Annotated in this window: 16 protein-coding genes; 9 read left to right on the top strand and 7 right to left on the bottom strand. The window is 59.7% G+C overall.

The features are described from left to right. Nucleotides 1-3: 3 nt before the first annotated feature. From NMA58_RS22990 to NMA58_RS23000, 3 genes are read right to left on the bottom strand one after another with little or no spacing between them, the layout of a single operon-like run. On the bottom strand, nucleotides 4-174 hold the full coding sequence (locus NMA58_RS22990; RefSeq protein WP_434714047.1) for a hypothetical protein: 171 nt from the start codon (nucleotides 172-174) through the stop codon (nucleotides 4-6). Continuing rightward, nucleotides 171-368 (bottom strand): hypothetical protein, encoded by a 198-nt coding sequence (locus tag NMA58_RS22995; RefSeq protein ID WP_434714048.1) that lies wholly within the window; start codon nucleotides 366-368, stop codon nucleotides 171-173. Before NMA58_RS22995 ends, NMA58_RS22990 begins: the two co-directional genes overlap by 4 nt. After that, the gene (locus tag NMA58_RS23000) at nucleotides 365-586 is read right to left on the bottom strand and encodes a hypothetical protein (protein WP_085781465.1); all 222 of its coding nucleotides are present in this window, start codon (nucleotides 584-586) and stop codon (nucleotides 365-367) included. Before NMA58_RS23000 ends, NMA58_RS22995 begins: the two co-directional genes overlap by 4 nt. 187 nt (nucleotides 587-773) lie before the next feature. Between NMA58_RS23000 and NMA58_RS23005 the strand changes: the two genes are divergently transcribed. Continuing rightward, nucleotides 774-1,580 (top strand): nucleotidyltransferase family protein, encoded by an 807-nt coding sequence (locus NMA58_RS23005; protein ID WP_085781464.1) that lies wholly within the window; start codon nucleotides 774-776, stop codon nucleotides 1,578-1,580. Nucleotides 1,581-1,590: 10 nt separating this feature from the next. Beyond that, nucleotides 1,591-2,313, top strand: coding sequence for a metallophosphoesterase family protein (locus NMA58_RS23010; RefSeq protein ID WP_085781463.1), 723 nt, complete (start codon nucleotides 1,591-1,593; stop codon nucleotides 2,311-2,313). 18 nt (nucleotides 2,314-2,331) lie between these two features. On the opposite strand, the gene NMA58_RS23015 is transcribed toward NMA58_RS23010, so the two are convergent. Next, nucleotides 2,332-2,538: a hypothetical protein gene (locus tag NMA58_RS23015; protein WP_434714050.1), complete on the bottom strand. Its 207-nt coding sequence runs from the start codon at nucleotides 2,536-2,538 to the stop codon at nucleotides 2,332-2,334. Nucleotides 2,539-2,808: 270 nt separating this feature from the next. Between NMA58_RS23015 and NMA58_RS23020 the strand changes: the two genes are divergently transcribed. Next, entirely contained in the window at nucleotides 2,809-3,978 is a 1,170-nt protein-coding gene (locus NMA58_RS23020; protein ID WP_434714052.1) for a zinc-dependent alcohol dehydrogenase, read from the top strand. Between the two features lie 11 nt (nucleotides 3,979-3,989). Beyond that, nucleotides 3,990-4,790: an SDR family NAD(P)-dependent oxidoreductase gene (locus NMA58_RS23025; protein ID WP_434714054.1), complete on the top strand. Its 801-nt coding sequence runs from the start codon at nucleotides 3,990-3,992 to the stop codon at nucleotides 4,788-4,790. 71 nt (nucleotides 4,791-4,861) lie between these two features. Here the strand turns inward: NMA58_RS23025 and NMA58_RS23030 are convergent, their stop codons facing one another. The 3 genes from NMA58_RS23030 to NMA58_RS23040 all read right to left on the bottom strand — a co-directional run bounded on the left by NMA58_RS23030 (nucleotide 4,862) and on the right by NMA58_RS23040 (nucleotide 7,399). Next, nucleotides 4,862-5,125 carry a hypothetical protein gene (locus tag NMA58_RS23030; RefSeq protein WP_064712032.1) on the bottom strand — a complete coding sequence of 88 codons (264 nt, stop codon included), beginning with the start codon at nucleotides 5,123-5,125 and terminating at the stop codon, nucleotides 4,862-4,864. Nucleotides 5,126-5,179: 54 nt separating this feature from the next. Further along, nucleotides 5,180-5,425 (bottom strand): hypothetical protein, encoded by a 246-nt coding sequence (locus NMA58_RS23035; protein ID WP_430957552.1) that lies wholly within the window; start codon nucleotides 5,423-5,425, stop codon nucleotides 5,180-5,182. Nucleotides 5,426-5,500: 75 nt separating this feature from the next. Then, on the bottom strand, nucleotides 5,501-7,399 hold the full coding sequence (locus NMA58_RS23040) for an APC family permease (RefSeq protein ID WP_434714055.1): 1,899 nt from the start codon (nucleotides 7,397-7,399) through the stop codon (nucleotides 5,501-5,503). A 212-nt stretch (nucleotides 7,400-7,611) separates the two neighbouring features. Here NMA58_RS23040 and NMA58_RS23045 point away from each other — a divergent pair, with 212 nt between their 5' ends. The 5 genes from NMA58_RS23045 (at nucleotide 7,612) to NMA58_RS23065 (ending at nucleotide 12,783) form a co-directional block, all read left to right on the top strand. Then, on the top strand, nucleotides 7,612-9,018 hold the full coding sequence (locus NMA58_RS23045) for a cytochrome B6 (RefSeq protein WP_434714057.1): 1,407 nt from the start codon (nucleotides 7,612-7,614) through the stop codon (nucleotides 9,016-9,018). Nucleotides 9,019-9,036: 18 nt separating this feature from the next. Beyond that, entirely contained in the window at nucleotides 9,037-9,663 is a 627-nt protein-coding gene (locus tag NMA58_RS23050; protein ID WP_434714058.1) for a DUF4142 domain-containing protein, read from the top strand. A gap of 61 nt (nucleotides 9,664-9,724) precedes the next feature. Next, nucleotides 9,725-11,707 carry a protein-L-isoaspartate(D-aspartate) O-methyltransferase gene (locus NMA58_RS23055; RefSeq protein WP_434714059.1) on the top strand — a complete coding sequence of 661 codons (1,983 nt, stop codon included), beginning with the start codon at nucleotides 9,725-9,727 and terminating at the stop codon, nucleotides 11,705-11,707. A 101-nt stretch (nucleotides 11,708-11,808) separates the two neighbouring features. Next, nucleotides 11,809-12,336: a DUF4142 domain-containing protein gene (locus NMA58_RS23060; protein WP_434714060.1), complete on the top strand. Its 528-nt coding sequence runs from the start codon at nucleotides 11,809-11,811 to the stop codon at nucleotides 12,334-12,336. 51 nt (nucleotides 12,337-12,387) lie between these two features. Then, the gene (locus NMA58_RS23065) at nucleotides 12,388-12,783 is read left to right on the top strand and encodes a DUF2934 domain-containing protein (RefSeq protein WP_430957558.1); all 396 of its coding nucleotides are present in this window, start codon (nucleotides 12,388-12,390) and stop codon (nucleotides 12,781-12,783) included. The last annotated feature ends 98 nt before the right edge of the window (nucleotides 12,784-12,881 follow it).

The following is a 12,881-nucleotide window of genomic DNA, read 5'->3' on the forward strand; positions in this document are numbered from 1 at the left end:
CGATCAGGAGCCCGTGATAAGGCCGTAGAGCACTATCGTCGCATAAAGGGTGAATGCGACGACGGCGACCGTGCCGACCAGGATCAGTGCTATCCTGCCGGCATTGAGCCTCGTGCGCCTGCCCACGGAAGATGACGACGGCCGCTGAACTGGATCCTTATCTCCATCGCTCATCGTGTCTGCTCCGTAGTCGCGGCAGGTGATTTCTCGACCGGTTCGCCGGGATGCGTCATCCATGTGAATGCGAGTGCGACAATGCAGGCGATCAGGAAGATGGAGACGACGAATATCATCATGCGCCGCGGCGGCTGGGAGTTATCGTGGCTCATTCCTGAAGGGAAAGAGCCGCCTTTCCTCACCTCGCTCATGGCGCGCCCCTTTGCGGAAGCTCCGTCTCTTCATCGAGCTTCTCCTTGAGTTCGTCGAGCCGATCGCGCAGCAGCGACGCTTTCATGCGCCTTGCTTCCGCATCCGGCACCTCAACCGTCCGGCCGCTATCATCGGGAATGCCGGGGCCGCTTTCAGCAATGGTCTCGTTTCTGGGCCTGTCATTCGTGCCGGTCGATATTTTTGCTTTTCTGTCCATGACAGCCTCCGTTCAATTCTGGGGACGGTTACGCGCCCTTTGACCAAACGATGCGGCGCTGGCGAAGTTCCGGAATGACCCGGGGGTGTCATGGCACGTCCTCTCCGAGCTCATCGTCAGGATGGAGCGCGGCGGAACATAGAAGCCATCCAAGTGTTGCTTTGCGTATCAATCACTGGGATCGACGATGACCGCTCGAAGTGCCGAAAGAGACAAAAACAACAACACGCTCATGAAAGTGAAGGCGGTTCCGGAACTCATCGATCCCGACGCCGAGCCGTTCGTGACCCAGGCCGTCCGAGAGCTCGTCGGATCGCAGATTCCGTTTCTGGTCGCCGGCACCTATGCCGTCTGCGCCTATACGGGCATTTCGCGCCAGACGAAGGACTTCGACATATTTTGCAAAGCGGGCGACTACGCGCGCATCCTCGGCCATTTCAAATCCAAGGGCTACACGGTCGAAGTCGAAGACGAGCGCTGGCTCGGAAAGGTCTTCAAGGGCAACCATTTCTTTGACGTCATCTTTGCCTCCTCCAACGGAACGATGCCGGTCGGCGACGACTGGTTCGAGGATGCGCGCAGGGTCAAGATGTGCGGCCACACGGTCAGGATCGTCAGCCCGACCGAATTGGTCTGGTCGAAGTGCTTTGTCCAACTGCGCCACCGCTATGATGGCGCCGATATCGCGCACGTCATTTTGAAGGCACATGACTCCATCGATTGGCGCAAGCTGCTGGCTTATCTGGAAGTCCACTGGGAAGTCCTCCTCATCCATCTTCTCAATTTCAGGTGGATCTACCCGACCGAGCGAGACAAGATTCCGCAATGGCTGCTGGACGAACTGCTGGATCGGCTCAAGGCGCAGCAGGAGCTGCCATTGCCGCAAATGAAAATATGCCGCGGCCGGATGTATTCCCGCGTGGATTTCGAAATCGACGTGAAGGAATGGGGTTTTGCCGATGTCGGCGGCGAAGGTGAATTGCGAGGAGATTAGGAGAACCGTAATGGATGAACAGCGAAAGAGCGTGAGAATTGCGGCGGTGGCCGATCTTCATGTGACCGAAGACGGCGCCAAGTCCTACAAGGATCTGTTCGCGGAGATTTCCTCCGTGGCCGACGTTCTCGTCATCGCCGGCGACCTCACCGATCTCGGCAAGCCCAAGGAAGCCGAACTGCTTGCGAGCGATCTGCGCCATTGCACCGTGCCGACAGTCGCCGTCCTTGGCAACCATGATCACGAGAGCGGCCAGGTCGATGACGTCTGCCGGGTGCTGACGGATGCCGGCGTGAAACTGCTCAACGGCCAGGCGGCCGAAGTCGCCGGCGTCGGTTTCGTCGGCGTCAAGGGCTTTGCCGGCGGCTTCGGGCGACACATGCTCGGCTCGTTCGGTGAGGCGGCGATCAAGGCGATGGTTGCCGAAAGCGTCGAGGAGTCAATGCGCTTGGAAAACGCGATGCGCCAAGTCCGCTCCGATCGTTCCCTCGTCATCCTGCACTACGCGCCGATTGCCGAAACAGTGGCGGGCGAACCCCTGGAAATCTATCCGTTTCTCGGCTCTTCACGGCTGGCCGAAACGATCGACCGATTCCGCGTCAATGCGGTCGTACACGGTCATGCCCACCGGGGATCCTATGAGGGCCGCACACCGGGCGGCGCCCCCGTCTACAATGTCGCGGCCCATATCGAGAAACCCACCGGCAAGACTTACGCGTTGCTTGATCTCTGACTGGCCCAACTGTCACGATTATTTGTTGGTGCGTCCGCGATGGCGTGGATTCACACCGCCCTGAGGCGTCGTGTCGTTGGCCGTATCGCCTTCCACGGTGTTTTCGGCCTGCATCGCTTCGTCGTCCGGCGACGAGACGATGCCACGCGAACGGCTGATGCCCGGATCGTCTGTAAGGTCGATATCGCTTGGCTTCGTGGTCTTGGCATGTTTGGGGGAGGTCATGATTTTCTCCTTGAAACGTTGCGACCCTTCCGCAGTGAACTCACTGGATGGTCCCCGGTTCCCCTGAGGCGGCCCAGAACCCGTGGCCATGAAAGCCCTGCATCGTCGGGAACATTTCTCCGAAGCTGAGGTTGAAGCGCCATTAGAGCGCTGCGCGTCCTTTCAGACGCTCAAAAGCGCTCTAACACCTTAGATCCGCGCAGCGGCCTTTCCGAAAATCGATTCCAATTTTCGGACCGATGCGCTGGCGACCGGCGAGGAGGAACCATCGTGAGAGCTCTGACGTGGCACGGCAAGCATGACATCCGCTGTGACAGCGTCCCCGATCCTCAGATCCAGGACGGACGCGATGCCATCATCAAGGTCACGGCCTGCGCGATCTGCGGATCGGATCTGCATCTCTACGACGGCGTCATGCCGGAGATGCACAGCGGCGACATCATGGGTCATGAGACGATGGGCGAAGTGGTGGAAGTCGGCAAGGACAATACCAAGCTCAAGGTCGGCGACCGCGTCGTCGTGCCCTTTACCATCTCCTGCGGCGAATGTTTCTTCTGCAAGCGCGGCTTCTATTCCGGTTGCGAGCGCTCAAATCCCGATCGAGCCAAGGTCGCGAAACTCTGGGGCAATTCGCCGGCGGGCCTGTTCGGCTACTCGCATCTGCTCGGCGGCTATGCCGGCGGACAGGCGGAATATCTGCGCGTGCCCTATGCCGATGTCGGGCCGATCAAGGTGCCGGCAGGGCTTTCCGACGAGCAGGTGCTCTTTCTTTCGGATATTTTCCCAACCGGTTATATGGCGGCCGATTTCTGCAACATCCAGCCCGGCGATACGATCGCGATCTGGGGCTGCGGCCCGGTCGGCCAGATGGCAATACGCTCGGCCTTCCTGCTCGGAGCCGAACGGGTGATCGCCATCGATGGAGTGCCCGAGCGGATTGCGCTCGCGCAAGCGGCCGGCGCCGTCACCCTCGATTTCATGGACAAGGACGTCTACGAGCAGATCATGGAATTGACCGACGGGCGAGGTGCGGACGCCTGCATCGATGCCGTCGGAACCGAAGCCGAAGCAGCCGCCAGCTGGGATTCGCGCCTCGACCGCATCAAGGTCGCCATGTTCATGGGCACGGACCGCCCGCATGTGCTGCGTCAGGCCATCCACTGCTGCCGCAACTTCGGCACGGTCTCGATCGTCGGCGTCTATGGCGGTTTTCTCGACAAGATCCCGATGGGTTCGGCAATCAACCGGGGCCTGACCTTCAAAATGGCCCAGACGCCGGTCCAGCATTATCTGCCGATCCTAATGGAGCGTATTGAAAAGGGCGACATTGATCCGTCCTTCGTCATCACACATCGCGGCACGCTGGAAGACGGTCCGGCCCTATACAAGACGTTCCGCGACAAGCAGGACGGCTGCATCAAGGTCGTCCTAAAACCTTAAGGAGAAACATGATGGCTGATCGTCAATCAGGCAAAGGCCTGGCGGTCGTCACCGGCGCCTCCACCGGCATCGGCTACGAACTGGCCAAGTGTGCGGCCCGGGACGGTTATGATCTCATCGTTGCCGCCGACGAGGAGCGGATCAAACAGGCGGCCGCCGATCTCGAGGCGTTCGGCACCTCAGTCGATGCTGTCGAGGCCGACCTTTCAACGCTTGAAGGTGTCGACCGGCTGACCGAGCGCATCACCGCGAGCGGCCGATCGGTCGATCTGTTGATGGCCAATGCCGGGCGCGGCATCGGCGAAGGTTTCCTCGACCAGAATTTCAATGAAGCGCGCAAGGTCATCGAAACCAACATCACCGGAACGATCTACCTGATCCATCAGATCGGCAACCAGATGCGCAGCCGCGGCGCGGGCCGCATCCTGCTGACAGGCTCGATCGCCGGATTTATGCCGGGCTCCTACCAGGCCGTTTATAACGCCACCAAGGCCTTCATCAACAGCTTCTCCTTCGCCTTGCGCGAGGAGTTGAAGGATTCCGGCGTCACCGTCAGCTGCCTCATGCCGGGGGCGACGGAAACCGAGTTCTTCAAACGCGCCGGTCTTCTGGATACGGCGATCGGTCAGTCGAAAAAGGACGACGCCGGCGAAGTCGCGCGCATCGGCTATGACGCGATGATGGACGGCGAAGGCGATGTTGTGAGCGGTTGGAAGAACAAGCTCCAAGCTGCCGTTGCCAATGTCACGCCGGCAAGCGTGCTCGCCCATCAGCATTCGAAGGTGGCAAAGCCCGGTTCGGGCACAAAATAGATGGCAGCTTGCCTAAACGACTGGTCGCCGCCGTCATCACGGCGGCGACCAAAGCCAATGAGATCGAGCGCTCAGTCGCGCTCGACGAATTTGTTGAAGCGGCTCGTCTTTCCGTCCTTGGTTTTGTCCTGGTAAAGAAAGGCGAGCTTGTTTTCGTCGAAGATCTTGAAGAATTCGTCCCAGTCGATCTCGTCGAATTCCTCTTCCTTTTCGCCGAAATCGATCCGGAGAACGCCGCCTTTGCCGCGAGTCCGGATAGCCGCCGGCCTGCCGTCCCTTTCCTCCGCCCATTTGCGGATTTTCTTGTGATCCGTCGTTGTCTCAGAACTGCTCATTGAAGCCTCCATTCCTCTTGGTTTTGAGCGATGGTGCTGCCATGGCTCACGCGGTTACAGCAGCGGTTGTCTTTGCTTCCAGTCACGATAGGGCGCGAGCACTTGGCCAGGATAACGCCGCTCGATCTCGTCCTCGGTCAAAGCTATCCGGAAGAGAACCTCTGCCGTCGCATCGTTCTTGGCGGCATTGCTCGCTTTTTCCAGCGCGCTCATGGTCAAGAACAGCTCGTCGTCAGTCATCGCCTCGAGGCGGGTGGCAAGCTCTTCGACCGGTTCTGTCATAAGTGGATTCGCGGACATCGGCGCCTCTTTGCTGATGCCTGTCCAACTTCCCTCCGCACACTAAGTTCCGCCACGGGGCGGCGCAAAGGCCCCTCACGCCGCCGCCTGCTCCTCCCGATATAGCCGCCAGGGAACCGTCGCCACCGTCAGGCGGGGACCTCCAAGCTTGACCAGTTTTGCCCTTAGCCGTCCTGCCCTGTTCATGTGCAGCAGCTTCTGCCACCATTTGTCTTTCACCGTTTCAGGGATCAGAACCGCGACCCGCCTCTCCGGACTATCGGCATCGAGCTTTTCGATCAGCCGCAAAAGCGGCTCATGCAGTTGCCGATAAGGCGCTGGGATGAGCATGAGCCGCGGCGGCTTCAGCCCGTGGGCGGCGATCGGCTCTTCCACCTCGAGGCGCCATTCCTCGCGAAGCGCTTTTTCACCTTCCTCCCGATCGGGCCCACCGAGACGGATGAAATGGACGGCGACAACATCGGGCGAGATCGTCAGTGCGAACTTGATGGCGCGTTCGCTCAACCTGTTCCATGTTTCGGTTACGACGAGAACGGTTGGCGGCTCGATATCTTCGACGGTGATAGGACCAGGCGTCCTGAGTTCGCGTTGAAGCGAGCGGTAGTAGCTCTTGATCGATTTCAGAATGGCAATGGTCACCGGGACCGTGATGAGGGTGATCCACGCGCCCTCCGCAAACTTGGCGATCAGGATGATGATGAGCGCCGCACCTGTCGAAACCGCGCCGACCGCGTTCATCGTCAGCTTTGCGGTGTACCTTTTGGGCTGACGGCGCCAGTGAACGGTCATCCCTGCTTGAGAAATCGTGAACGTCAAAAATGCGCCGATTGCAAAGAGCGGGATCAGATGATCGGTTATCCCTTCGAAGACGGTCAAAAGCAGCGCGGCGAAGCCGGAAAGGAAGAGGATGCCGACAGTAAATACCAGCCGGCGTCCCGGCTGGGCGAAGGCCTTGGGAAGATAGCCGTCGGCGGCGACCATCTGACAAAGACGTGGGAAACCGACAAAGCTGGTATTGGCCGACAGGCAAAGGACACTGAGAAGGCTTGCCATCGCGATATAGTAGAAGGCGCCATGGCCGGCGACGGCAGCGATCAGCTGCGACAGCACACTCTGGTAGCCCTCCTTCGTCTGATCCATTGCGCCGATTTCGAAGACGGTAGCGATGGCGGCGATACCGCCGAGCAGCAGACCGAGGATGACAACGATGACGCTGAGCGTGATATAGGCGTTCCGCATGACGGGCTGCCTGAACGACCCCATCCCGTTGGAGACGGCTTCCACTCCGGTCATCGCCGTGCAGCCGCTGGCGAATGCATGCATAAGCAGCCATATGGTCGCGCCCTGTGCTATCGGGTTCAGCGGAGGCGGGGAGACGACGGGTGCAGGTTTCTCCACCAGGGCCATCGCGATCAGGCCGTAGCCGATGACGCCCAGGAAGCAGATGATAAAGAGATAGGTCGGCAGTGCAAATAGCCAACCGGCCTCTCCCGTTCCGCGCAAATTGGCGAGCATGACGATGATGACGACGACGAGGCAGAGAGGCAGAATGTACGGATGAAGGCCCGGTAACGCCGAGACAAGCGCTCCGATTCCTGCCGAAACGCCCACAGCGACATTCAAGACGTAATCGATCATCAACGCCGCAGCAGCAAGCAGGCTTGGATATTCCCCAAGATTTTCCTTCGCCACCACATAGGCGCCGCCATTCGTCGGGTAGGCTGCAAGCGTCTGCCGGTAGGAGAAATACAGGATCGCCAGCAGAGCGACGATGCAGCCCATCACTGGCCCGATATAGGTCAGACCGAGCGCCCCCAGCGGCATGAGAATGGTGAGCGCTGCTTCAGGGCCGTAAGATGACGATCCCAAGCCATCGAGCCCCATTGCGGGCACTGCCTCTATCCAACCGATCTTCTTGTCTTCGTGCTCGCGATTGGCGAGACGGCGACCAAACAGGAAAGTCGCGAGGTTCATTTCTATTCCTATCCGGGGGCTGACGGCGATAACCAACAATCGGCGCTCGCTCGGGTTCCCGGCGCCGCGGCATAGGCTATTCCCGGCACGAGACAGTCCGCTGCCCCCGAACCGATCCACCAGAAACTGCAGACCGCACGCGAATTGTGCGGAACAATTAGTTCCGCGTGCAGTTCGGACGCCAGCTCAACCCGCGAGCAGAGGAGAGGGACATGCGGAAATCTCATGCTGTTGGACTGCTTTACGCGGCCTCTTTTGCCGGTGTCGGCGTCCTTGCAGCCGGCGCCTTGTCAGACCCCTTACCGCCCGACACTACCTATCGGCCTTTGCCGACCATGCCGTTTTCCGAGGCAAGGAAAATCGACGAGGCGCAGAAACCCGAGGTCACTCAACGGCAGCGCACCCTTCTGGAGCGGCGTTACGATCTGGCGGACAAGCCGATGCCGGGTGTCATGATGTCGGGAGGCATGAAGCCGGTGCAAGATGGCATCCGCGTGAAGCTTCTGGCGGACACGAGCTGGGATCAGCTGGCGGACATGACACCGGCAGAGATCAAGGAGAAGAACCTGCTTCCGGAAGGCTTCCTGCCCCTGCCGCATGTGAAGCAGGCGACCGGCGGGCAAGTCTTTCCCAATCGCCAGATCGATGAGATAAATGCGAGGGAAATGCGGGATCTCCGCCGCTTCGACGTCGATTTCGACCTTCCCGACAACCTCACCCCGGAATTCCCGCCACCTGTCTTTCTGACTACCCATCCGGAGCTCGGCGACGTTTCCCGTGGCCAGTTGCTGACGATCAAGAACTTCTACGAAATCATGAACGGCATCATTACGCCGGTTCAGATGGAAGGGCTGCGGCTGCTTCTGACGCCCTTTCCGCAGGAAGAGTTCAACCAGACCGAGGACAGGAAGGTCGCGGACCAGAGCATGGGCGTCGCCTGTCTCGACTGTCATGCCAATTTCCACACCAATGCCGCCTTTCACCTGACCCCGGATGTTCGCCCTCAGGCGGACCGTTTCCGCTTAGATACGACAAGCCTGCGCGGCCTTTTCAACCAGCAGATTCACGGATCGAAGCGCTCGCTGCGGTCGGTCGAAGACTTCACCGAATTCGAACAGCGAACGGCCTACTTCAACGGCGACCACGTCAGCGCGACACGCAAAGGCGTTAATCTTCCCGACCGCCCGAACCAGGTCGCGATGATGGCGCAGATGCAAAATATCATCGATTTCCCACCCGCTCCGAAGCTCGACCCGTTCGGTCGGCTGGATCCCGCGCTCGCCACCTCCCAGGAACTGGCGGGCGAAAAAATCTTCATGGGCAAGGGACGCTGCGCCGATTGCCACGTTCCCCAGACGGAGTTCATGGACAACAACATGCATGACCTGAAGCTCGAACGATTTTACAGGATCGGCCAGGCTTACAATGATCTCGTCACGCTGCCCGACGGCCCCATCAAAACCTTCACGCTGCGGGGCATCAAGGATTCGCCGCCATATCTGCATGACGGACGGCTGATGACGCTCGCCGACACCGTCGAATTCTTCAATCTTGTCCTCGGGATCAAACTCAGCGGACAGGAGAAGGAGGATCTTGTCGCCTACCTGTTGACGCTGTGAAGCATGAAGGAGAGGCCCATGTATCGCAACCCTATCGCCGTGCTCACGACGGTCATGCTGCTCAGCAGCACCGCTTTCGCTCAGATCGGCAATCCGGCCGGAATGGGCGCCGACACAAAGATGTCGAAGCCCGGCGTTCCGGCTCCGCATCAGACCAATAACCAGGACAGGCTGTTTGCTCAGCTCGCAGCCGCCGGCGGGCTGGCGGAGGTCGAACTGGGCAGGATGGCCTCCGGCAGAGCGAAAGCGGATGCCGCCAAACAGTTCGCGGAGATGATGGTCCGCGATCACACGGAGGCTAACGCCAAGCTGAAAGAGTTGGCTGAGGCTGCCAAAATTCCGCTTCCCGAGACGCTCGATCCGGATCATCAAGTGGTTCGCGACCAGTTGGATAAGCTGAGCGGCACGCCGTTCGATACTGCCTACATCAAGGCACAGATCGTCGACCATCAGAAGACGGCGCAACTGCTGGCTTGGGAAATCTCCCTCGGTGAAGACGCCGAAATGCAACGTCTGGCGGCGTCGATGCTGCCAATCGTGCTCGATCATCTCAGACGCGCGCAGGAAATCAATGCCGAGTTGACGGGCGCGGCAATCCGGTTGCCCGCGCAAGCCATGGCGGCAAGCGGGCCGAAGGCGCAATAGCGCCATTGCCCCGGAACAACCGCCTGCTTTCAGCTGTTCTCCTTGATAGTGGAGGTGATCCATGGATATGACCCGCAGCCGAGACCACATGGTCGAACATCATGTCGTGGGTCGCGGCATTCGCGATCGAAGCGTCACCAGGGCGATGCGGATGGTGCCGCGCGAAAAATTTGTCGATCCCGGCTTCGAGGAATTCGCCTATGAGGATGCCCCGTTATCGATCGGCGAGGGGCAGACAATTTCGCAGCCTTACATCGTCGCACTGATGATCGAAAAAGCCGATCTGGACGCCGGCGACAAGGTTCTGGAGGTCGGAACCGGTTCCGGCTACGCCTCCGCCCTCATCAGCCGGATCGCAAAACACGTCTATTCCATCGAACGGCATGAAAGATTGGCGGTTCAGGCCCGGGAGCGATTCGACAAGCTCGGATACCGCAACATCGACGTCCGGGTCGGCGACGGCAGCAAGGGCTGGGCCAAAGCCGCTCCCTTCGATGCCATCATCGTGTCGGCGGGCGCACCGGAGGTTCCGGCCTCCTTGAAGGAGCAGCTGGATCTCGGAGGGCGCCTCATAATCCCGGTCGGCCGAGGTGAAGAGCAGCGGCTGAAACGCATCACGCGCACCGGTGCAACCACCTTCGAGGAGGAGGATCTCGGCGGCGTCTTCTTCGTTCCCCTGATCGGCGAGGATGCCTGGACTGCCGCACATCCGATGTACACGGCGGCAGCCCCGTCATCGCGCATGGAGGAAGCGCCTGACAAACTCATCGAGGCCGTGGCGGAAGAATTTCCCTCGGTCGACGACCGGAGCTTTGCCGCCCTTTTCGATCGGTTTGCCGAAAGCCGTATCGTTCTGCTTGGTGAATCCACCCATGGCACGGCCGAATTCTATGAGGCGCGCGCGGCCATCAGCCGTCACCTGATCGAACATCACGGCTTTAACATGGTGGCGGTCGAAGCGGATTGGCCGGACGCCGTGGCGGTCGACCGCTGGATAAACGGTCAGCCGTCGAAAGGCGATCAGCCATTCAGCCGTTTTCCCAAGTGGATGTGGCGGAACCTGGAATTTTCGCGGTTCCTCGGCTGGCTGAAGAGCGATAATGAGCGTCGCAAGGGTTTACACGCCGATCCGGTTCGGTTCTACGGCCTGGATCTCTACAACATGTCGGGATCGATCCGCTCCGTCCTCGACTATCTCGAAAATGTCAGCCCGGAAACCGCCCAAATTGCCAGGGAACGCTATGGCTGCCTCAGCCCCTGGCAGAGCGATCCGGCGACTTACGGCCGGGCCGTGCTTACCGATGCCTATAGATCATGCGAGGAGGCGGTGCTAAGGCAATGCACGGAGCTGCTGGCGCGCTCCCTGGACGACGCTGCCTCAGACGGTGATGACTTTCTGAACGCCGCCCAGTCGGCGCGGTTGCTAGCCGCAGCCGAGCGGTATTACCGGATCATGTATTACGGCGGCTCTCAGGCCTGGAATCTCCGCGACACCTACATGGCCGATACCGTCGAGCATCTCCTCGACTTCCACGGTCCGACGGCAAAGATCATCATATGGGCGCACAACTCGCATATCGGCGATGCTCGCTATACCGATATGGCAGCCGCCCGCGACGAACTGAACCTTGGCCAGCTGTGCCGGCAGCGTTTCGATGGAATGACAAGCCTCATAGGACTGGGAACGCATTCCGGTGAGGTGATCGCGGCAAACGACTGGGATGGACAGGCCGAGAAGAAGCAGGTCAATCCGTCCCTGCCGCAAAGCTACGAGCGTCTCTGTCACGATTCCGGAAAGCCGCGATTTCTCCTCGACCTCGCGGCCGATGAAGAATTGCATGCAAGCCTCGTCGAACAGCGGCTTCAGCGCTTCATCGGCGTCATCTACCGGCCGGAAACGGAACGGCTGAGCCATTACATGTCGACATCGCTGTCGCGGCAATATGATGCATTTCTCTGGTTCGATGAAACTCGAGCGCTTTCACCGCTTATGGCACCGGAGTCCGGTACATCGGATCCGGAAACGTTTCCCTTTGGGCTCTAAGCCCTGCCTCTGTCGAACGAACAGCGATCATCAACAACGCGATAAGGCGGGAACTCTGCGCCTGTCCGCAAGTTTGGCGATTACCAACCCAGGAGATCCTTATGAAACGCTTTGTTATCGCTTCGCTCGCCCTCTCGCTTGCTGTTCCGGCCTTTGCGCAATCGGCTGCCGAAAAGAGCGGGGTCAATTCCCTGATCGGCGTGCCGCCGAAAACGGAAGATTTCGTCAAGGAAGCAGCCGCAAGCGACATGTTCGAAATCGCCTCCAGCAAGCTTGCGATCGAACGTGGCGACGATGCGACGAAGGCCTTCGCGCAGCAGATGCTCACCGACCATCAGAAGACCAGCGAAGAACTCAAGGCGTTGGTTTCCGGCGGCAAGGTCAAGGCAGCGCTTCCGAGCGCCATGACGTCGGACCAGCAAAGCATGCTCGACAAGCTGAACAGCCTGCAAGGAGCCGATTTCAACAAGCAATATCACTCCGACCAGGAATCTGCCCACGAGGACGCGGTCGATCTCTTCAAGCGCTATGGCGACGAAGGGGACAATCCAGAACTGAAGGCATGGGCTGCAAGCACGCGCCCTGCTCTGGAACATCATCTGCAGATGGCCGAGGAACTCAACAAGTAAGCGGCAAGACCGCATGGTCAAAGCGATCATGAGGCCCGCTGGGAGGCAAGGATGATCGATGAGGAGACAAGAAGGATCCGCGCCTACCGGATTTGGGAACGCGAGGGACGGCCCGAAGGTCAGGACCTCGCACATTGGTATCGAGCGGGCGACGACACAGTTGACCCGGCCCCAGATGATCGGGAATACATCCGATATTCTCACGGCGCTGCGCCGCCAGGGTCGCTGATCATCAAACTCTATCGATCGAGCGACCAGATCAGGGGATATGTCCGCAAGGTCGCGGAAGGCGACCTGGATGACACGGTTTATCCCGGCGAGGAAATGGAGCCCGAGGCGGCATTCAAACTGGCCGAGTCCCATAGAGGCAACAGCAGCCAGCCCGTCTTCGTCGAACTTGTCGAGGACGTCGAATGGGATCCGTCTTGGGGCCGCCTCCGCGATTAAACCCACGGCTGAAACAGACCGGGTCGAATCGATTGGCCCGGCCCTGAAACTGCGGCTTGATCCGGAGTAGATTCGCTTCCAGCACATCCCACACGATC

This window comes from Rhizobium sp. YTUHZ045, assembly GCF_051124255.1.
Taxonomy (GTDB): Bacteria; Pseudomonadota; Alphaproteobacteria; order Rhizobiales; family Rhizobiaceae; genus Rhizobium.